This is a genomic window from Loktanella gaetbuli, from assembly GCF_020531945.1.
Classification (GTDB): Bacteria; Pseudomonadota; Alphaproteobacteria; order Rhodobacterales; family Rhodobacteraceae; genus Loktanella; species Loktanella gaetbuli.
This window is the reverse complement of the sequence record NZ_JAJATZ010000006.1, coordinates 136,866-157,587: the sequence shown is the minus strand read 5'-3', so window position 1 is coordinate 157,587 and position 20,722 is coordinate 136,866. Positions and strand designations below refer to the sequence as shown.

The following is a 20,722-nucleotide window of genomic DNA, read 5'->3' as shown; positions in this document are numbered from 1 at the left end:
GACCTTTGCCGTCAGAGTGACCTAGCTAATGCCTAAACCGTGCCGCGCCAACCTGCATCAGAGGTGACCGACCCGTGATTCGAAACCAAAAAACACGCAATGGCTTGCCCAAGAGACCGCAAAACAACTGACTTTATGGGTTTTGCGACCGGGGGGTGCCGATGAAGTGGGCGGCGCGCCCTGATCACAGGACGCGCCATGAGGGTTGATCATCCACTCTCCTTTTCCATGAAACGTGACGGCCTCCAACGCAATCCCAGTCTTGCTTTGATCGGCGATATTTGCCGACCGTGGCAAAACGCCTTCACTTTATGCAGCACGGATCGCGGCCTTGACTAAAAACGAGGCGGGCCTGTCACCCGGGCGCATCATCTGCCGACGTAGCCGCATTTTTCCTGTCCGTCGCAGCGCATGATCTGCTAGGGTCGTAAAAAATAACACCGTCAAAAAGAAGGTGACATGAGCAGTCAGCCCCAGATTTCCGGTCCCATCCGGGACCGAATCCTGTCCGATCCACAGCTTGTGCTGGAGGATCACGACATCATGCGCGCCCTGGTGGCCGCGAACGAAAAAACCATGGGCAGCAATATCGTCGATCTGCGCGGTATCGCGATGGAAAGGCTCGAGGCGCGTCTTGACCGGTTAGAGGACACCCACCGGTCCGTCATTGCTGCGGCCTACGACAACCTTGCCGGGACCAATCAGGTGCACCGTGCCGTGCTGCGCCTGATGGAAGCGTCAAAGTTCGAGACCTTTCTTGCGGACCTTGCAGGTGATGTCGCTGATACGATGCGTGTGGATGCGATGCGGTTGGTGCTGGAAACGCAGGCCAGCCCGGATGATCCCGCGATCAAGACGCTCTCGGGCATTCTGTCGGTCGGCGAACAGGGCTATTGCGACGCCTATATCACCCGTGGCCGCGATATTCCCGTGCGCACGGTCACCTTGCGGCAGGTGCAGGACCACGGGGCCGACGTCTATGGCGAAGCCGCCGAATACATCCGGTCAGAGGCCTGCCTGAAACTGGACCTTGGCACCGGACGCCTGCCCGGCATGCTGGTCATGGGATCAGAGGACCCGCATCTGTTCACGCCGCAACAAGGGCCGGACCTGCTGACGTTCTTTGGCGGGGTGTTCGAGAGGACACTGAAACGCTGGCTGGAACAGGGGGCAGCATGATCGCCCCCCAGCTGACCCACGCACTTGCGGGATGGCTGGACCACTGCCGGGCGCTGAACGGCGCCTCCGAGAATACGATCACGGCCTACCGTGGCGATGTCATGGGGTTTCTGGCCTTCATGCAGACCCATCACGGCGATCAGGTGGGTCTGGGCCCCATCGCCCGGATCACGACGGGCGACATGCGCGCCTGGATGGCCCACGAGCGCGGGCGCGGTGTCGGGGCGCGCAGCCTCGCCCGCAGCCTGTCGGCGGTGAAAACATTCTACCGCTGGCTATCTGACCGCGAAGGGTTCGAACCCACGGCCGTCCTGTCCATCCGCGCCCCGAAATTCACGAAAAAGCTGCCACGTCCGCTGGAAATCGACGCCGCCCGCGCGATGATCGACAGGGTCGAATGTCAGGCGACAGAACCTTGGGTCGCCGCCCGCGACGTAGCCGTCGTGACCGTCCTGTATGGATGCGGGTTACGCATATCAGAGGCGCTGGGCCTCACCGGACGTGCCCTGCCGCTGCCCGACATCCTGCGGATCAAGGGTAAGGGCGGCAAGGAACGGATCGTGCCCGTGATCCCCGCCGCCCGCGCAGCCGTCGATGCCTATGCCCGCCTGTGCCCACATGACCTGACCGGCAATGCGCCGCTGTTTCGTGGCATCCGTGGCGGTCCACTGAACCCGCGCGCCGTGCAAAAGGTGATGGAGCTCTCGCGCCTGCAACTGGGCCTGCCCGCCAGCGCCACGCCCCATGCGTTGCGCCACAGCTTTGCCACCCACCTGCTGACCGCAGGTGGCGATCTGCGCACGATTCAGGAACTCTTGGGTCATGCCAGCCTGTCAACAACACAGGCCTATACGTCAGTTGATTCCGTGCGCCTGATGGAAGTCTACGACGCAGCCCATCCGCGCGCCTGACGCGTCAGTAGATCGCTAGCGCGGACCAGCCCAAAACCTCGTGAAATCCGCCAATGGCTTCGGCCAGCGGGATGAAGGCCAGGAAAACCAGTGCATCCGCCATATTGGTGCGCATGTTGGACACAAAAAACGTCACCTCTTCGGGTGTGGAAAACAACGACAGATCAGGCACGATCAGCGGCACCCGTTCAGCGTAGGCCGCGTAGGTGTCCGGGAATGCCGCGCGCAGAAACTCTTCTTCCTTCTTGGCGGTCTGCATCAACACAACGTAGGTCAACCCGCCGATCACGACGGCCAGCACGATGGACCCCAGCATGATGCCCAGACCGGTCGCCGCGATGGTCGAAAACAAATACAGCGGATGGCGGCACATCGAATAGGGGCCGTCCTGCATCACCATCCCGTTCTTGCGGCCGCCGATATACAGCATGGCCCAGAACCGGCCTAGCACGCCCGCGATCACCACCAGCGCGCCAAACGGTTCCAGCACTTCGGCCATAATGCTTTCGTCACCCCAGGCCGAGGTCGTAAACAGCACCAGCGGCACAAGAAGCAATCCCAAACCACGCAGCAGCCAGATGCGCTTGCGTTGGTTGGCAGGCTTTGTAATTCCGTTCACGATCGTGTCCTTCCGCAGGCTGGCTCACGCACTTGATAAGCTTTTTCAGGCGTCCAACAAGTCGTCTTGCGACCTGATTGGCGATTTCCGACATGACCGCATCAGCACAGCGCGGATGGATCATTCTGCACAGCAGGGCTAGAAACCTCATCATGAAAACCGATACGCAAACCCCTCCGAAATCGATCCTCGCACTGTTTTTTCAACTCGGCGGGATGGTGGTCCCGATTTTGTTGATCTGGGCGTGGCTTGTCTATTCATTTGCGGCGCAACACATCGATTCTGCCCGCCAATTCACCGAACGTGGTGAAACGACTCTCGCGACAGTTGTCAGCAAAGAATATGAGAGCAAACGGACCGTGGATGGCGAAATGTTCACGCTCTACCTTCTTGACCTGAGATACGAGACCCAAGCCGGAGAGGCCATTTCCATCACGCAGTCCGTTACCGTTTTTGAGTACAACCGGATTGAGACCGGCGACACGATCGACATCATCTACCTTCGCGACGCCCCCGAAATCATCGAGGTCACGCCCGGCATCAATGCGCAGCGCGCGATGCTCTTGTGCGTTGCCCTCGCAATCGTCCTCGCCCTCGCGATTTGCATGACCTGGGTCGCCGCGAGGCGCGCAGTGGATGCGATCCAAGCTAGAAAACACGGTACAAGAGAAGAGGTCGCGCTGATTGAGGTACGCAGAAAGGGCCTTCCGATATTAAGCAGGCGTGTCCAATTAATCTGGTCCGAAAGCACGGGTCGTGCCGGACAGAGCATGAGCCGCGCGAAAGCAAAGTTCGGCGATTTCAAGCCGGGTGATCCGCTGATCGTATTTCACGGTGACAGGCGCAGTTGGTGGGCTGGCGACATTGGCGATCGTGCCCCGTGACACGACCAAACGTACGTCCACCGCTGCCACGCCATCAATCGCGTCAGCCTGAATATCACTGGCCACCAGCATCATGGGCTTTGCAGCGCTGCATACTGGCCTTCCCCGACCGAAGGGGACATGATAGGCCACAACCCGATCCGAAAGGCCATTCATGTCTGCTGCCAACAAAGCGCTGAGCGTCCATCTCTTGACCGCGACCGGGGCCGTTCTGGCCATGCTTGCCATGCTAGAGGCCGTGCAGCAGGAATGGTCGATGATGTTCGTCTGGCTGGTGGTGGCCTTTGGCGTGGACGGTATCGACGGGCCACTGGCGCGGCGCTACGATGTGCACACCCATGCACCGCAGTTCGACGGCGTGTTGCTGGATCTGATCATCGACTATCTGACCTATGTCTTTATCCCGGCCTATGCGTTGTACGGGTCGGGCCTGATGGACGGCTGGTCGGGTTGGGTGGCGATCATCGTCATTACCTATACTTCGGCGCTGTATTTCGCGGATACGCGCATGAAAACAACGGACTACAGTTTTCGCGGGTTTCCGGGATGCTGGAACATGCTGGTGCTGGTGCTGTTCGCGCTGACCCCGCCGTGGTGGGCCTGCCTTGCAATCGTGTTCCTGCTTGCCGTCACGATGTTCGTGCCGGTGAAATTCGTGCATCCCACCCGGACCATGCGCTGGCGCAGCATCACGCTGCCGATGTCGCTGGCCTGGGTCGTATTCGCCGGTTGGGCCGCCTGGGTCGCTTTCGACGATCCATTCTTCGTCGACGTGGGCCTCGTGATCACCAGTGTCTACCTGACGCTGGCCGGGGCCGTGCAGCAGATCATCTACGGCCCCGAAGGCTGACGCGCCGGCGTTCAGATCAGCAGGCCCGCCGCCCCCTCGTGCCGCAGCAACGCGACCTTGTCCTCGATCCCGCGTGGGCCTGAAAATCCGCCCAATCCGCCGGCCCCCAGCACCCGGTGACAAGGGATTAGGATCGGCACAGGATTCGCACCGCAAGCCTGGCCAACGGCCTGCGCACTCACGCCAAGGTCACGCGCCAGTTCCCCGTAGGTACGGGTCTGTCCGAACGGAATAGCCAGCAAAGCGGCCCGGAAAGCCTGCTGAAACCCTGTTCCCGCAGGTGAGAGCGGCACGCTGAAACACTGCAAACGTCCCGCGAAATAGGCCCCCAATTCCGCGCGCAAATGATCCGCCAGCGGACCGACCGCCAGTGCACCATCGCCCCAGACCAAATGGGTAATCCCCCCATTGGCAGCACAGGCACCAATCGGCCCCAAGGGACTGTGATACAAAACGGCAGTCACGCGCCCTGTCGCAGTGCCGGGTTGCGCACCGCCATCATGGTCGCCGTCAGGGTGGCAATGAGGACTTCACTGTCGGCTGTCACGGCATAGGCGCGCGCCTCGGCAAAGCTGAGCGTTCGTCCTGATTTCACGACCTCGCCAACCATGCGGAAGTGGTCCCCGCGTGCAGGGTTGAGAAAACTCGCCTTGAATTCCGCTGTCAGCACCTCTGCCGCATCATCCATCAGGGTAAAGGCAGCAAAGCCCGCAGCACTGTCCATGACCGTCGTGACCACACCCGCGTGCAGAAATCCGTGATGCTGGGTCAGATCGGTCCGGAACGGCAGGGTCAGCGTCACCCGTCCGGCCGTCACCTCGGCGATCGTGACGCCGAGGGTCTGCATGATACCTTGTTTGGCGAATGCGGCAGTCATGCGCGCGATGGTGTCGGGGTGTATCTGATCCGGCATGACTGTCCCTTTGATGCGTCGGGACCATCCTATCGCGACATGCGCAAAGAAAAACCCGGAACAGATCGACTGGCTGCGCCAGCCGATCCGCCGGGGGCTTTGCCCCCGGACCCCCAGGGATATTTTCGACCAGAAGAAGGGTCAGGACAGCGCGTCTTCGCAGCGACCGCAGACATCCGCATGGCTGTGCTGGCCAACGTCCGGTTCGATCTTCCAGCAGCGCTGGCATTTCGATCCTTCTGCCCGCAGGACCCGCACGGCAACGCCTGCTACATCCTCTGAGCGGAATGCATCATCCGGTGCCGGGTCGGTCGTCAGCTGCACATGCGACGTGATGCAGAGTGTCGCGAAGGCCTGCGCATCATGGATGACGTCAGCATAATCAGGCGACAGATAGACAATCGGCGCGGCCTCGAGTGACGATCCGATCTCCTTGTCGATCCGCTTCTGTTCCAGTGCACCCGTCACCACACGGCGCACGGCGCGGATCTGGTCGAAACGCGCGGCCAGCGCATCGTCACGCCACCCCTGCGGCGTTGCAGGGAAATCCTGCAGGTGCACCGAACTGTCGTCGCCCGGATGCGCCTCGAGCCAGACTTCTTCCATGGTGAAGCACAGGATGGGTGCCAGCCATGTCGTCAACCGTGCATGCAGCAGCCCCAGCACCGTGCGAGCCGCGCGCCGTTCCAGCGTGTCGCCGTCGCAATAGAGCGCGTCCTTGCGCACGTCGAAGTAGAACGCCGACAGGTCCAATGTCGTGAAGTCAAAGATCGCGCGCAGCACGCCCTGAAAGTCATAGGCGGCGTAGCCTGCCCGCACGTTCTGGTCCAGCACGGCGAGCTTGTGCAGGATCAACCGTTCCAGTTCCGGCATGTCGGCAACATCCACATGATCAGCCGCCGTTACATCGGCCAGCGACCCCAGCATGAACCGCAGCGTGTTGCGCAAACGACGATAGCTGTCGGCGACCCCCTTGAGGATCTGGTCACCGATCCGCAGGTCGTTGGTATAGTCAGAGGACGCCACCCACAGGCGCAGGATATCCGCGCCGTACTGCTGGATGATCTGTTCGGGGGCCACGGTATTGCCCACCGATTTGGACATCTTCATGCCCTTTTCGTCCAGCGTGAACCCATGCGTCAGCACACCGCGATAGGGGGCATGCCCCTTGGTCCCGCAGCTTTGCAGCAGGGACGACTGGAACCAGCCACGGTGCTGGTCGGTGCCCTCGAGGTAGAGATCCGCCATCCCGTCATCAGACCCATCCGCGCGGTCCCGCAGCACAAAGGCATGGGTGGAGCCGGAATCGAACCACACGTCCAGAACGTCGAACACCTGGTCGTAATCATCGGGGTTTACATCATCGCCCAAGAACCGGGCCTTGGCCCCGTCGGCGTACCAGGCGTCAGCGCCCTCGGCCTCGAAGGCTTCTAGAATGCGCGCGTTGACTGCATCGTTGCGCAGCAGAAAATCAGGGTCCGTGGGCAGCGCACCACGTTTGACGAAACAGGTCAGCGGCACGCCCCAGGCACGCTGGCGCGACAGCACCCAGTCGGGACGCTGCGTGACCATCGCGTGCAGGCGGTTACGTCCGCGCTGCGGAGTCCATGTCACCAATTCGTCGATGGACCGCAACGCGCGTTCACGGATCGTGGTGCCCATGTCGTCCTGACCATCGCCCACGGCGCGGTCGATGGCGGCGAACCACTGCGGCGTGTTGCGATAGATGATCGGTGCCTTGGACCGCCAGGAATGCGGATAGCTGTGCTTGATCACACCGCGCGCGAACAGACCGCCAACCTCAGCCAGCTTGGCCATGACGGCGGTATTGGCATCACCTTCCCAAGGGTTCGCCTTGTTCTTCTTGTTGGCCTTGGTCCGCAGGATCGCCTTGCCGCCAAAGAACGGCAGATCGGCGCGATAGGTGCCGTCCTCGGTCACGTTGTAGGTGATGACCTGTTCCAGCATCCCCAGATCACGATACAGCTCGAATTCCTCCATCCCGTGGGATGGGGCGCAGTGCACGAAACCGGTGCCCTCGTCGTCGGTGACGAAATCGGCAGCACGGAAATCGCGCGGCTGGTCCCATTCGCCATCGCCACCCTCGGCCCCATTCAGCGGATGCGACAACGACGTGCCCGACAGATCGCCAGCGTCCGAAACACGGGTGAATTCAGTGATCCGCGCCTTGGCGAAAACACCCTCGGCCAGCTTGTCTGCCAGCACGAAACGCTCGCCCTTGGTGACCCAATTGTCCTCTGGCGCGTCCGTGACCTCGTAGACGCCATAGGAAATATCGGACGAATAGACGACCGCCTTGTTCGACGGCATGGTCCAGGGCGTCGTCGTCCAGATCACGACAGAGGCGCCGCGCAGCGCATCATTGTCCGTGTCGCGCACGGGGAATTTCACCCAGACGGTAAAGCTTTCCTTGTCCTGATATTCGACCTCGGCCTCGGCCAGCGCGGTCTTTTCCACGGGCGACCACATCACGGGCTTGGACCCCTGATACAATGTGCCGTTCATCAAGAAGGTCTGGAATTCGGCGGCGATCACACGCTCGGCATGGAAATCCATCGTCAGGTAAGGGTCGGCCCAGTTGCCGGTGATACCCAACCGCTTGAACTCTTCGCGCTGGATATCGACCCAGTTGGCGGCGAAATCACGGCATTCCTTGCGGAATTCGTTGATCGGGACGTCGTCCTTATCGCGGCCTTTCTGGCGATACTGCTCCTCGATCTTCCATTCGATCGGCAGGCCGTGGCAGTCCCAGCCGGGGATATACCGCGCATCGCGGCCCATCATCTGCTGGCTGCGCACCACCATATCCTTGAGCGTCTTGTTCAGCGCGTGACCGATATGCAGGTTGCCGTTCGCATATGGCGGGCCGTCATGCAGGGTAAAGGGCGTGCGGCCCTGCTTTTCGCGCAGGCGGTCATAGACGCCGATCCGCGCCCAGCGCGCAAGCCAGTCAGGCTCGCGCTGTGGCAGGCCCGCGCGCATCGGAAAATCCGTGCGGGGCAGGTTCAGCGTGCTCTTGTAGTCAGGGGTCTGGGGCGTGTCGGCGCACATGATGGGCGTCCTTTCGGTCAGTCGGTATGGAAAATAGCATGACCCGGCAGCGCCAAGGGTTCAGCGCGCCGGGAGGCTAATTCGTATGATCCGAAATCCCGTCATCGATCGCGCTTATAGAACCCCGACCCTACGGCGGCAAGCGGCCCATGCTTCTTCTGGTCTCAAATATTCCCGGGGGGGCGCGGCACGCGCTGGGGCAGCGCCCCCAGTGACATATCGGGCAGCAGACATTCAGCGGTATTGTACACGACGCCGCGTCCCTGCGTCAAAATATGCCGTGCGCCCGGAACGGGCGCTCCATTGCTTTACCTGCAATAGCTGCCCGACCGGTATCGTGCGGTGTCGACATGGAAATGGTCACGGTGCGCCGCATTGGCATCAGGACTCAAAACCGTGCCGAACGGCCCGCAGGCGCTGCGCCAGACCTCCCGCAAGATCGCACCCTCGGCCGGCTTGTTCCAATCGGTCAGAAGCGTGATCTCACGCCCCGATGCCAACCCAATGCCCGCCACGTCGACGGCCCGGCCATAGCTGTGTTCCGACAAGCGACTGCTGCCAGAGCTGCCGCCGACGCGGTTACGGCAGGAATAATGCCCGATGACGCGCAGGCGGGTCACACCCCCGCCGGTCGTGCCCACCGCGGGCTTGATACCTTGGGCGACCCAGTCCTTCATCGCGCTGGCTGTTGTGCAATCAACCGTCGGTGCCGGTTGCAGCGTGACCCCGGAAACCGACCGGACACGCACGGCATCGGTCACCCCGCAGGCACCGGGTCCGCCGATATTGCCGATCGCCTCGCCCTGAATGGCCGGATCGCCGCAAATCTGGCCGCGCAGCCGCTCTTGCCGTCGCTCGGCTGCGGCGGACACGATACTGGCGGGGCGTGCCGCGGGACGGTCAACCGCACGCGGCGCAAAGGGGTTGAAGGCAAACAGTTCCCGTTCGGCCCGGCGCAGCGGCGTCGTCTCGTATCCGATCACCAGACTGGGTTCCACGCGCGGGCGCAGCACAGGGCGCACAAGCGGTGCGCTGCGGGCCACATCCTCGGCCAGGCCCGTGATCTGCGGCCGCGGCACGGGCCGCGGCAGCGGCTCCTCCGCCAGACTGCGCGCGACGGGCCGCGTTGGATCGCTCGCGCCCTGCGCGGTCGCGGATCCCGCCAGCGCCAGACACAGCGCCAACAGGCCCGCCAGATCAGCGCGGCTTGACGGCACGGCCAAAATTGGGCGCATCCGTATCCTGCCCGGCCTCGATGATGCCGCGCCGGATCGCCCGCGTCCGGGTGAAATAATCGTGCAGGTGGTCGCCGTCCTCGGTGCGAATCGCGCGCTGCAAGGCGAAGAGCTCTTCGGTGAACCGCCCCAGGATCTCCAGCGTCGCCTCCTTGTTCGACAGGAACACGTCCCGCCACATGGTGGGGTCAGAGGCCGCGATCCGCGTGAAATCCCGGAAACCCGCGGCGGAATACTTGATGACCTCGCTGTCGGTCACCCGGCTCAGATCGTCCGCCACGCCGACCATGGTATAGGCGATCAGGTGCGGTGTGTGGCTAGTGACGGCCAGCACCAGATCGTGATGTTCGGCGTCCATCTCGTCGACGTTCGCCCCCATGCCCCGCCACAGGTCGGCCAGACGCGCAACGGCGGCAGGGTCGCTGCCGTCCGCAGGCACGATGATACACCAGCGGTTGTCATAGAGTTCGGCAAAACCCGCACGCGGGCCGGAATGTTCGGTCCCGGCCAGCGGATGGGCGGGAACGAAATGCACGCCTGCGGGCACATGCGGACCGACCGCATCAATCACGGCCTTCTTGACGGACCCCACGTCGGACAGGGTCGCACCCGGTTTCAGTGCGGGCGCGATGTCCGCCATCACCGCGGCCATCGCCCCCACCGGCACGCAGAGCACGACAAGGTCCGCATCGCGCACCGCATCAGTGGCCGTATCGCAGACCGTGCACAGGTCGATCTCGCGGGCGATGTCGCGGGTCTGCTGCGACCGGGCGTAGCCGGTGATCTCGCGTGCGAGGCCCGCACGCTTGATCGCCAGCGCCATGGACGATGCGATTAGACCCAGCCCGATCAGCGCGATCTTGTCGTAGATCACGCTCACACGTTGCCCGCCTTGAATTGCGCGATCGCGTGGACAGTGCGACGACAGGCGGATTCGTCACCCACCGTGATGCGCAGGCAATTGGGCAGGTTATAGCCCGCGACGCGCCGCACCAGGATGCCTTCGGACCGCAGGTGATCGTCGCAGGCATTGGCCTCTGCCTCGGAGGCGAAACGCGCCAGCACGAAATTCGCGGTCGAGGTGTCCGACGGGATACCCAGTTCGGCCAGCGCATTGGCCATCCAGTCGCGGCAGCGGGCGTTTTCCGCACGACAACGCGCCACGAAATCCACATCCCGTACGGCGGCCTCGGCCGCGGCCAGCGCAGGCGACGACAGGTTGAACGGACCACGCACCCGGTTCAGCACATCGATGATGGCCGTCGGCGCATAGCCCCAGCCCACGCGCAACCCGCCCAGCCCGTAGATCTTGGAAAAGGTGCGGGTCATGACCACGTTTTCGCGCGCCTCGACCATGGCGGCACCGGCATCGAACCCATCGACATATTCGGCATAGGCCCCATCCAGCACCAGAATGGCCTGCGGCGGGATACCCTCGGCCAGACGCGTGATCTCGGCTTGACCGATCATGGTGCCGGTGGGGTTGTTGGGATTGGCAATGAACACCAGCCGGGTCTTGTCCGTGCAGGCCGCAAGGATCGCATCGACATCCGTGACGCGCTCGCGTTCCTTGACTTCGACCGGGGTGCCGCCATTGGCCAGCGTGCTGATCCGGTACATGGCGAACCCGTGTTCGGTGTGGATGACCTCGCCACCTTCCTCGATATAGGCCTGACACAGGAAATGGATGATCTCGTCGGAACCCACGCCGCAAATGATCCGCGCAGCATCCAGGCCGTGCACCTCGGCAATCGCCTGGCGCAGGGACGCGTGATCGGTCGAAGGATAGCGGTGCAACTCGTGCACCGCGCGGGCGACGGCGTCCTTGGCCGCGTCGGGCGGGCCAAAGGGATTCTCGTTGGACGACAGTTTCACGATGTTGGACTGACCCGCGACGGTGCTGTCACCGCCCTTGTACAGCGAGATGTCCATGATCGAACGGCGGGGAGAAATGGCAGTGGTCATCGAATTCGTCCTCTAGTCTGCGCTGTTCTAGCCCCCGGCGGGCAGACTGACCAGTGACAAGCGCGCGCAGGTCACGACAGGCGTACCCCATTTTCGCGAAAATGGGTGGCCGTCCTGTTTTTCGCGAAAAACAGGACCCGTCATCAACCGGGGTGATAGTCGGGATCGGCCTGAAGGCTGCGCAGCTTGTACAACAGCAGCGTTTCTTCGCGTGGCCATTCGGGCGAGGAAAACACGATCCCGTCCTCCCAGAACGCGGCCGGCTTCCACATGGACCGTGCAGCACGGCGTGCCTCCAGATGCGCGATGATCCGGTCGCGCATCACGTGCTGGCGGTCGATGGTGGCGGGATCGTTTACCCGATTGTCCATCTCGAACGGATCGGCGGTCAGATCGTACAACTCATCCCCGTCGCCCCAGCAGCAGACGTATTTCCATCCGTCCAGATACAGGATTTTCTGAAATGCGATGTCGCCCGAATGGCCAAAGTGATCGCAGATCAGCGCCTCGCGCCGCGACATCCCCCGCGCCATCGGCAGCAGGCTGTCACCATCCAGCCCCAGCGGATGCAGATCATCCGGCGCGCCAGCCGCGTCGATCATGGTGGCGGTCACGTCCAGCAACGTCACCGGATCGCTGATCGTGGCGCCGGCGGGCAGGCCGTCAGGCCAGCGCATGACCAGCGGAATACGCGCGACCTCTTCGCTGAAACTGCTGTATTTGTCCCAGCCCGCACCATGGGCGGCCAGCCCATCGCCGTGATCGGCCGTGACGATGAACAGCGTGTTGTCGGCAATCCCTTCGGCCTCCAACACATCTGCGATCCGTCCGATCGCCGCATCGGTCTGCAACCCTGCCGCATAGGCCCGCGCCAGCACGGTCTGCCAGATGCCCCAGTCCGGCCAGCGTTCACCCGCCCTGTGCTGACATCGCAGATCACGCTGCACGCGATAGCGCCAGGGCTTGTCCGACAGATCCTCGGCAAAGCTGGGATAGGGCGGAATGTCGGCGGGGTTGATGAGCGCCGCGAAATCCTCTGACGGGTAATAGGGGTGATGCGGTCCCCACAGGCTGATCACCATGCTGAACGGGTCGTTCCCCCGCGCCAGATCGCGGATCGCATCGGCGGCGATATTTGCGACGAAATTCTGCTCCTGCGCCGCGGGATCGCCCAGCAGCACACCGGCCCCGTCCATGAAATCCCACGGCTCTTCGGGGTCCATCAGGACCGTGGTCCCGTCGAGCTCCGGGCGCAGCAGGTGGTGGTCGATCCGGCAGCGCGGCTGATCCAGCCCCCGGTCGGCCAGATAGGCCTTGTACCTGTCAGAGGCATAGAGGTTGCCGTATTCCGGCAGGCTCCACCCGATCAGGCCGTAATCGGCGGCGGTCTTGTTCACGCCGCAGTGCCATTTGCCGTAGTAATGGTTCTGATACCCCGCCTGCGCGAGGTAGGCGGGATACAGCACCTCGTCGTCGCGGAAATCACGGCGATTGTGCGGAATGGGGTATTCGCTGTTCCAGCGCAGCCCGTGTTTGTCAGGCCGTTTGCCCGTCAGGAAACTGGCGCGCGACGGCGTGCAGACGGGCGTGATGCAGCGCGCCTGATCGCACCACACCCCCTGCCCTGCAATCCGGTCGAGGTGCGGCCAGCGATAGGGATAACGGTCAGACCCGTAGTGTCCGTGAAACGCCACGTGATCGGCAAGGATCATCACGATATTCGGTTTGTTCATGCAGCAGTGCTAGCCCGCCTGCGATCCGGACGAAAGGTGGCAGACGAAAGGCTGCTCTCAACCGCGCTGGAACTGATGTGCGCACAGATCGTTGGTCCACGATTGCAAACAAACAGAAAATTTGGATCCGATGCTTAGAACCCTTCTGATGACCACCGCCACCGCCGCGCTTGCTGCACCCGTATTCGCACAGGAAACGACGGACGAACCGATCCCGTCCAGTCAGGCGACCCCCGAACAGGAACGCACCGTCGGGCTGTCATTCCGTTACACGATGGACCAGGCACCCGAACCCTACACGGGGCCGAACGTCAACAATACCGCCCTGCGGCTGGCAGACACCCCCCCGCAACTGAACGTGCCCGAGGGCTTTACCGCGACGCTGTTCGCACAATTGCAAGATGCCCCGCGCCAAGTTGAAGTGCTGCCCAATGGCGATGTTCTGGTGGCCCACCAGTCGGCAGGCTATATCGCCTTGCTGCGCGACGGTGACGGCGACGGATCGGCGGAAACGATCTCGCGCTACGCCGAGCCGTTCACCGCACCCTACGGTGTCAGTTACCGCGACGGGGCAGAGGGTCCGCAAATCCTTGTCGCCGATCTGATGGGCATCTGGGCCATGCCCTATACCGAGGGCCGCATCCGCATCGTCGGATCGCAAAACCAGACCGTCGATGAAGTGCCGCAGGACGAACGCGTGCCGCAGCATGATTTTTCCGGCCAGACCATGATCACGCCAGAGGGCGCGTTCGGCGATGGCCCCTTTGGTCACGTCAACCGCGACATCGCCATCGGTGACGACGGCACCCTTTATGTCGGGATCGGATCGAACGGGAATATCTCGGTCGAACCGGGCGTGCCTGCGTCCATTCAGGCCTTCAACCCCGATGGATCACTGATCGGCACCGTGGCCACCGGTGTGCGTAACCCCGCAGGTCTGGCGATCCATCCCGACAGCGGTGATCTGTTCGCGGTCGTGCAGGAACGCGACGGCACGGGCGATGACCTCGTGCCCGATTTCCTGATCAACGTGCAACAGGACGGCTTCTATGGCTGGCCCTATTCCTACATCGGTCAGAACCCGCAGCCCGGTTTCGCCGAACAGGCCCCGGACAAGGTCGCAGCCGCGCTTGAACCCGACATGCTGTTCCAGCCGCATTCCGCCGCGATGGACCTCGAATTCCCCGAGGACGGCACGCAACTGCCAGAGGCGTATCAGAACGGTGCCTTTGTCGCGTTCAAGGGATCGTGGAACCGCACCCAGCCCACCGGCTACAAGGTCGTGTTCGCGCCGTTCGAGAATGGTATGCCAACCGGGACATATGAAAACTTTGCCACCGGTTTCTGGGTTGAAAACGACCAGCGGGCAGAGGTCTGGGGACGTCCCGTCGATGTCGAATTCGCCCCCGATGGCGCGATGTTCATCGCCGATGACACCGGCAACACCGTCTGGCGCGTGACATATGACGCCCCAACCGACGAGTCGCAGTCAGAGGCCGAGGAAACGGAAACCGAAAACTCAAACTAAATCGAAGAACCCTCGGGCCGCCCTACGGGGCGGTCCTTGGCGTCGTTGTCATCAGACATCAGACCGTTGGTCTGCATCCTCGGGCGCGCCCTTCGTCTGGTCGCGGTTAATATTCATCAACAATGGAACACCACCTTGATCCTGCTGCACGTCTGAATCCCACAGGTTCGACCGCAGAAACGTTTCGGCGCAATGAAGGAAAGCTGATCGCAACCGCCACGGTGGGCATCCGCATTGCAAAGGTCGGGTTCCCGCGAAAAACTGCAACTTGGATAACACGCCGCCAGCCCCCCGGCCACCTTGCGCTTGACTCCCTCCACTGCAAAAATCGCAAAACCCGATGGAGGATGCCTTGTTCGGCCAGATCAAACGCATCGACTTTGCCCGCGACCTGCGTGCGTCCCTGCCCGCCGGGATCACGCTGCCGTCCGAGGTTTGGGATTTCATCGGCTGGCTTGAACGCGAAAAACAGACCCGGTCCTATCCGCGCAGTGACAGGTTGTTTTTACCTACGTTACCCGTCGACCCGTCCGAACAGCTTTGGTCGCATCTGGCATTCGTGATCGAAACCGACCTGATCCGCCACTGGTTCGGCAAGGACCTGCCAGATCAGACCCTGCACCCGCTGGTCCGCTGCGGCGCTGACGGGAGTCACATCGCGGTCTGGCAGCGGGCAGACGCGATGTCATTCGTGTTTCTGGGATCAGAGGGGGACGCCTTTACCATCGCCAAGGACGCCACCGATTTCATCACGCTCATCACGATGGGCTACCGCAGCATCGAGGACCGCGCGACCCTCTTGCTGACCCCGGCAGAGGATTTCGGCGCCACCCCCGACCGCCCATGGCCCGATCCGGTGCAGGCCAAAACTTGGGCGCAAACGCACCTGAACGCGGTCTATCCAGCGAGGGCAGAGGCGCTGCTGCCTTTTGCGTCAGATGATCCGTTCACCCGGTTCGTGGCCACGACACAAAACGGCTGATTCAAACGCAAAAGGCCGCCCCGAGGGGCGGCCTTTCGTATCGCTTGCCAGAACCGATTAGTTCTTGGCGTAGAATTCGACGACCAGGTTGGGTTCCATCGTCACTGGATAAGGGACATCACCCAGCGTGGGGGTGCGGACGAAGGTCGCGGTCATCTTGGAATGGTCGACTTCCATGTAATCGGGCACGTCACGCTCTGGCAGTTGCGCGGCGACCAGCACCATTTCCAGCTGCTTGGACTTGTCACGAACGGCGATGATGTCGCCTTCCTTGACGCGGTAGGACGGGATGTTGACGCGCTTGCCGTTCACGGTGACGTGGCCGTGGTTCACGAACTGGCGTGCGGCAAAAACGGTTGCCACGAACTTGGCGCGGTAAACGACGGCGTCCAGACGACGCTCCAGCAGGCCGATCAGGTTTTCACCGGTGTCGCCCTTGACGCGCTCGGCTTCACCGTAGATGCGGCGGAACTGCTTTTCGGTCAGGTCGCCGTAGTAGCCTTTCAGCTTCTGCTTGGCGCGCAGCTGCAGACCAAAGTCGGAAACCTTGCCCTTGCGGCGCTGGCCGTGCTGGCCGGGGCCATATTCACGACGGTTGACCGGGGACTTGGGACGGCCCCAGATGTTTTCGCCCATGCGGCGGTCGATCTTGTACTTGGCAGACGTGCGTTTGGTCACGGCTGATCTCCTTCATTTGCGTTACGAAGGGCGTTGTCCTTTGGGTTACCCCCGACAGGCATCCCCTTGCGAGGGCCACCAACACCAGTGTCCGGGGCGCTTAGGTCATGTGCGCGACGCTGTCAATACCATGCGGGCTTGTGCCTGCAGGGCATTGGAGTCACATCTGCGCCCATGACAGACCCGACACAATCCCCGACCCATCCGCTCGCCTTTCTCGCAGCCTTCGGCGCGGGCGGGCTGTTGTCACTGATGGTGCTGTTCAACGGCACGCTGGCGCAATACGGGTCATTGCTGTTTTCCAGTTGGGTGCCACACGCCACGGGCACGGTGGCGGCCCTGATCGCGCTGGCGATCCTGCGCCCCGGCCGCACAAGCCGGGTGCGCCCGCCGCTGTGGTCCTATGCAGGTGGTTTGTCGGGGGCCGTCACCGTGATGGCCACGTCCTATGCCTTGAACACGCCGCTGGCGCTGTCCGGGACGTTGGCGATCGGGCTCGCGGGACAGATGGTGTTCAGCCTGATCGCGGACGCACGCGGGTTGTTCGGTCTGCGGCAACGGATGCCAAGCGCGCGGGACATGGCCGCACTCGCGCTGATCGTGACCGGATCGCTGGTTCTGATCTTCCTCGGGGGGGCAGCATGATCCTGCCCGTCCTCGTGGCCTTTGCCGCCGGTGTTCTGGTGATCCTCAGCCGCCAGATCAACGGGCGTCTCAGCCTCAATACCTCGGCGCTGGAATCGTCGTTCTGGAATCACATCGTGGGTGCTGTCGCCCTGACCATCGCCGCGTTGATCTTTGGCGGGTTGCGCGATGCCCAAGTGGCCCAGGTCCCGTGGTGGGCCTGGCTGGGCGGCACGGGCGGCGTCGTGTTCATTGCGGCCTCCAGCTGGCTTGTCACGCGGATCGGGGCGGCGCAGACCGCCCTGCTGATCATCGCAGGCCAGATGGTGTCGGGCGTAGTAATCGACCTGATTACGGGCGCGCCGGGGTCACCGCTGGCGCGCACGATCGGGGTGGCGCTGATCCTCGCCGGGATGTGGGTCAGCCGCGCACCAAAGGTGAAGGCCGCTCAGTCGCCGGTATAGGTCAGCGTCGCCTGCACGGCCCGCTGCCAACGGCCATATTTCTCCGCCCGCTTGTCCGGGTCCATCTGCGGATCGAACGTCCGGTCCAGCGCCCATGTCGCGGCAAAGCCGTCCTGATCGGGATACAGCCCCGCGCGGTAGCCTGCCAGCCAGGCCGCCCCCATCGCGGTCGTTTCCAACACCTTCGGACGGTCAACACGCGCACCGATGATGTCCGACAGGAACTGCATGGCGTAGTCGGACGCGCTCATGCCGCCGTCGACGCGCAGCGCGGCATCACCCGCCTGCCCCTGCCAGTCGGCGCGCATCGCGTCCAGCAGGTCACGCGTTTGGTAGCCCACGGATTCCAGCGCGGCACGCGCAAATTCCTCGGGTCCGGTGTTGCGCGACATACCGAAAATCGCACCCCGGCAATCGGCGTTCCAATAGGGTGCGCCAAGCCCCGTAAAGGCCGGGACCAGGACCACGTCCTGCGCGGGGTCCGATGCTTCGGCGAGGGGCTGTGTTTCCTTTGCCTCGCGGATCAGCTTCAGCCCGTCGCGCAGCCATTGCACCACGGCCCCCGCGATGAAAATAGACCCCTCCAGCGCGTAGGTGGGTTTGCCGTCCAGCTGGTAGGCGATGGTCGTCAACAGCCGCGAGGTGCTGGCGACGGGCGTATCGCCCGTGTTCAACAGCGCGAAACACCCGGTGCCGTAGGTGGATTTCAACATGCCGGGCTGGAAACAGGCCTGCCCTAGCGTCGCCGCCTGCTGGTCCCCAGCCACACCCAGAATCGGGATTTCAGCACCGAACAGATCGGGGCGCGTGACACCGAAATCAGCGGCGCAATCCATCACCTGCGGCAGCATCTGCTGCGGGATATCCAGCAGATCGCAGATGGTCGAGGACCAGCGTCCGTTGTGAATGTCATACAGCATCGTGCGGCAGGCATTCGTGGCGTCGGTCACATGCGACGCACCACCCGTCAGTTTCCAGATCAGCCAGCTGTCGACGGTGCCGAACAGCAACTCTCCGTTGCGGGCGCGCTCGCGGGCCCCTTCGACGTTGTCCAGGATCCACTTCAGCTTGGTCCCTGAAAAATACGGGTCAAGCAACAGGCCTGTCTTGGCTGTCACCGTGTCGGCGTGACCCGCCAGATCGCGGCAAATCGCGGTGGTGCGGCGGTCCTGCCAGACGATCGCATTGTGGATCGCCTCGCCCGTGGTCTTGTCCCAGACCACGGTCGTTTCGCGCTGGTTTGTGATGCCGATGGCGGCAATGTCGCCGACGCGCAGACCCGCGCGTTCGATCACCGACCGACAGGTCGCAGCCGTCGAGGTCCACAGATCGGCCGGATCGTGTTCGACCCAACCCGACTGCGGAAAATGCTGGGGAAATTCCTCTTGGGCCGTCGCCACGGGTACCATCTCTGCGTCGAACAGGATTGCCCGCGATGACGTGGTGCCCTGATCAATGGCCAGAATATGTTTGCTCATGTCGGTTCCTCCCTGACGCCGGATGTGCATCATCGCCTATTTGGCGAGGGTCGAAAAGTCCGCTTCTGCCATCCAGCGATCCAAGGCCGCAATCTGATCTGCATCCAGACGCAGACCCAGTTTCGTGCGTCGCCAGACCACGTCCTCTGCCGTGCGCGCGAATTCGCGGGTCATCAGCCAACGCACCTCTGCCCCGGTCAGGGTCGCACCAAAATCGGGGCCAAGGTCCCCGGCCGTTTTCGCATCGCCCAGAATATCGCGTGCCTCGGTGCCGTAGGCGCGGATCAGACGGCCCGCCCAATAGGGTGTCAGAAACGGATAGTCGGACTGCAAGCCTGCGATCATAGCGGCCACGTCCTCGACCGGGAAATCACCGCCGGGCATGGCCACACCCGCCGACCATTTCGGCGGCAGATCGTCAAAGTATGGGGCCAGCTTGTCCATCGCATCCTCGGCCAGTTTGCGATAGGTCGTGATCTTGCCGCCAAAAATGTTCAGGATCGGCGCGCCGCCGTCAGCCTCGACCTTGAGCACATAATCGCGGGTCGCGGCCGTCGCGGATTTGGCACCGTCGTCATAAAGCGGCCGCACACCGGAATAGGTCCAGACGATATCGTCGGTGCTGATGTCGTCCTTGAAATAACCATTGGCGAAATCGACCAGATACTGCGCCTCTTCCGGGGTGCAGACCGGTTTTTCGTCGGGGTTTTCGTGGGCCGCGTCCGTCGTTCCGATCAGCGTGAAATCGGTCTCGTAGGGAATGGCGAAAATGATGCGCCCGTCCTCACCCTGAAAGAAATATGCCTTGTCGTGATCGAACAGGCGGCGGGTCACGATATGGCTGCCGCGCACCAGACGCACGCCCTCGGTGCTGTCGACGTGGACGGTATCGTGGATGATGTTGCCGACCCAAGGGCCGCCTGCGTTGACCAGCGCCCGCGCGGTGACGCTGCGCGCGCCATCCGGGCCGTCCAGATCAATGGTCCAGTGATCGCCCGTCCGGTGGGCGGCAACCACACGGGTGCGCGTCATGATATCCGCGCCACGCGCCTCGGCGTCACGGGCGTTCAACACAACCAACCGGCTGTCCTCGATCCAGCAATCCGAATACTCGTAGGCGACCTTGAACCGATCCTCCAGCGGGGCACCCTCTGGTCCGGTGGTCAGGTCCAGCGTTTTGGTCCCCGGCAGGATCGTGCGACCGCCAAGGTTGTCGTACAAGAACAGGCCCAGTCGGATCAGCCACATCGGGCGACGGCCCTTCATCCAGGGCATCACGACGTTGAGGATTTTTGACGTCGGCGTCTCACCCTCGAACCGCATTTCGGGCGCGTAGGGCAGCACGAACCGCATCGGCCAGGAAATATGCGGCATCGCACGCAGCAGCGTTTCGCGTTCCGCCAGCGCATGACGCACCAGATTGATCTCGAAATACTCCAGATAGCGCAGGCCGCCGTGAAACAGCTTGGTCGAGGCGCTGGACGTGGCAGAGGCCAGATCGTTCATTTCCGCCAGCCCCGTGCGCAACCCGCGCCCGGACGCATCCCGCGCAATGCCCGCACCGTTGATGCCGCCGCCGATAACAAAAATATCGTAGTCCATGATCC

19 protein-coding genes are annotated in these 20,722 nt (G+C 62.7%); 8 read left to right on the top strand and 11 right to left on the bottom strand.

All coding sequences use genetic code 11. From position 1 onward, the window contains the following. Window positions 1-459 precede the first annotated feature (459 nt). Entirely contained in the window at window positions 460-1,179 is a 720-nt protein-coding gene (locus LGQ03_RS13195) for a DUF484 family protein (protein WP_056033136.1), read from the top strand. Beyond that, window positions 1,176-2,090, top strand: a complete 915-nt coding sequence (locus tag LGQ03_RS13190; protein WP_226748777.1) for a tyrosine recombinase XerC — start codon at window positions 1,176-1,178, stop codon at window positions 2,088-2,090. The genes LGQ03_RS13195 and LGQ03_RS13190 overlap by 4 nt, the downstream gene beginning before the upstream one ends. 4 nt (window positions 2,091-2,094) lie before the next feature. Here the strand turns inward: LGQ03_RS13190 and LGQ03_RS13185 are convergent, their stop codons facing one another. Then, window positions 2,095-2,709: a methyltransferase family protein gene (locus LGQ03_RS13185; RefSeq protein WP_226748776.1), complete on the bottom strand. Its 615-nt coding sequence runs from the start codon at window positions 2,707-2,709 to the stop codon at window positions 2,095-2,097. Window positions 2,710-2,861: 152 nt separating this feature from the next. Between LGQ03_RS13185 and LGQ03_RS13180 the strand changes: the two genes are divergently transcribed. Together LGQ03_RS13180 and LGQ03_RS13175 are read left to right on the top strand one after the other, a co-directional pair. Further along, a complete protein-coding gene (locus tag LGQ03_RS13180; RefSeq protein WP_226748775.1) occupies window positions 2,862-3,593 on the top strand; it encodes a DUF3592 domain-containing protein in 732 nt (243 codons plus the stop codon). 154 nt (window positions 3,594-3,747) lie between these two features. Continuing rightward, window positions 3,748-4,443: a CDP-alcohol phosphatidyltransferase family protein gene (locus LGQ03_RS13175; protein WP_090158631.1), complete on the top strand. Its 696-nt coding sequence runs from the start codon at window positions 3,748-3,750 to the stop codon at window positions 4,441-4,443. A gap of 11 nt (window positions 4,444-4,454) precedes the next feature. On the opposite strand, the gene LGQ03_RS13170 is transcribed toward LGQ03_RS13175, so the two are convergent. From LGQ03_RS13170 to LGQ03_RS13140, 7 genes are all read right to left on the bottom strand, one after another. Next, entirely contained in the window at window positions 4,455-4,907 is a 453-nt protein-coding gene (locus LGQ03_RS13170) for a methylated-DNA--[protein]-cysteine S-methyltransferase (protein WP_226748774.1), read from the bottom strand. Continuing rightward, window positions 4,904-5,356 carry a PaaI family thioesterase gene (locus LGQ03_RS13165; protein WP_226748773.1) on the bottom strand — a complete coding sequence of 151 codons (453 nt, stop codon included), beginning with the start codon at window positions 5,354-5,356 and terminating at the stop codon, window positions 4,904-4,906. Before LGQ03_RS13165 ends, LGQ03_RS13170 begins: the two co-directional genes overlap by 4 nt. Before the next feature lie 141 nt (window positions 5,357-5,497). After that, entirely contained in the window at window positions 5,498-8,428 is a 2,931-nt protein-coding gene (gene ileS, locus LGQ03_RS13160; RefSeq protein ID WP_226748772.1) for an isoleucine--tRNA ligase, read from the bottom strand. A gap of 308 nt (window positions 8,429-8,736) precedes the next feature. Further along, entirely contained in the window at window positions 8,737-9,663 is a 927-nt protein-coding gene (locus LGQ03_RS13155; protein ID WP_226748771.1) for an extensin-like domain-containing protein, read from the bottom strand. Beyond that, window positions 9,626-10,543: a prephenate/arogenate dehydrogenase family protein gene (locus LGQ03_RS13150; protein ID WP_226748770.1), complete on the bottom strand. Its 918-nt coding sequence runs from the start codon at window positions 10,541-10,543 to the stop codon at window positions 9,626-9,628. The genes LGQ03_RS13155 and LGQ03_RS13150 overlap by 38 nt, the downstream gene beginning before the upstream one ends. Next, window positions 10,540-11,628 (bottom strand): histidinol-phosphate transaminase, encoded by a 1,089-nt coding sequence (gene hisC / locus LGQ03_RS13145; RefSeq protein ID WP_226748769.1) that lies wholly within the window; start codon window positions 11,626-11,628, stop codon window positions 10,540-10,542. Before hisC ends, LGQ03_RS13150 begins: the two co-directional genes overlap by 4 nt. A 143-nt stretch (window positions 11,629-11,771) precedes the next feature. Further along, the gene (locus LGQ03_RS13140) at window positions 11,772-13,361 is read right to left on the bottom strand and encodes a sulfatase-like hydrolase/transferase (protein WP_226748768.1); all 1,590 of its coding nucleotides are present in this window, start codon (window positions 13,359-13,361) and stop codon (window positions 11,772-11,774) included. 148 nt (window positions 13,362-13,509) lie between these two features. Between LGQ03_RS13140 and LGQ03_RS13135 the strand changes: the two genes are divergently transcribed. Next, window positions 13,510-14,889: a PQQ-dependent sugar dehydrogenase gene (locus tag LGQ03_RS13135; RefSeq protein WP_226748767.1), complete on the top strand. Its 1,380-nt coding sequence runs from the start codon at window positions 13,510-13,512 to the stop codon at window positions 14,887-14,889. Window positions 14,890-15,229: 340 nt separating this feature from the next. Further along, the gene (locus LGQ03_RS13130) at window positions 15,230-15,871 is read left to right on the top strand and encodes a hypothetical protein (RefSeq protein WP_226748766.1); all 642 of its coding nucleotides are present in this window, start codon (window positions 15,230-15,232) and stop codon (window positions 15,869-15,871) included. A 57-nt stretch (window positions 15,872-15,928) separates the two neighbouring features. Here LGQ03_RS13130 and rpsD read toward each other — a convergent pair whose 3' ends face one another. Beyond that, window positions 15,929-16,549, bottom strand: a complete 621-nt coding sequence (gene rpsD, locus LGQ03_RS13125) for a 30S ribosomal protein S4 (RefSeq protein WP_090158622.1) — start codon at window positions 16,547-16,549, stop codon at window positions 15,929-15,931. Window positions 16,550-16,723: 174 nt separating this feature from the next. Here rpsD and LGQ03_RS13120 point away from each other — a divergent pair, with 174 nt between their 5' ends. Next, on the top strand, window positions 16,724-17,194 hold the full coding sequence (locus LGQ03_RS13120) for a DMT family transporter (protein ID WP_090158621.1): 471 nt from the start codon (window positions 16,724-16,726) through the stop codon (window positions 17,192-17,194). Continuing rightward, window positions 17,191-17,637, top strand: coding sequence for a DMT family transporter (locus tag LGQ03_RS13115; protein WP_226748765.1), 447 nt, complete (start codon window positions 17,191-17,193; stop codon window positions 17,635-17,637). Before LGQ03_RS13120 ends, LGQ03_RS13115 begins: the two co-directional genes overlap by 4 nt. On the opposite strand, the gene glpK is transcribed toward LGQ03_RS13115, so the two are convergent. Both glpK and glpD read right to left on the bottom strand, forming a co-directional pair. Continuing rightward, the gene (gene glpK, locus LGQ03_RS13110; RefSeq protein WP_090158619.1) at window positions 17,622-19,115 is read right to left on the bottom strand and encodes a glycerol kinase GlpK; all 1,494 of its coding nucleotides are present in this window, start codon (window positions 19,113-19,115) and stop codon (window positions 17,622-17,624) included. The genes LGQ03_RS13115 and glpK overlap by 16 nt on opposite strands. A 36-nt stretch (window positions 19,116-19,151) precedes the next feature. Further along, window positions 19,152-20,717 carry a glycerol-3-phosphate dehydrogenase gene (glpD, locus tag LGQ03_RS13105; RefSeq protein WP_226748764.1) on the bottom strand — a complete coding sequence of 522 codons (1,566 nt, stop codon included), beginning with the start codon at window positions 20,715-20,717 and terminating at the stop codon, window positions 19,152-19,154. Window positions 20,718-20,722: the final 5 nt, after the last annotated feature.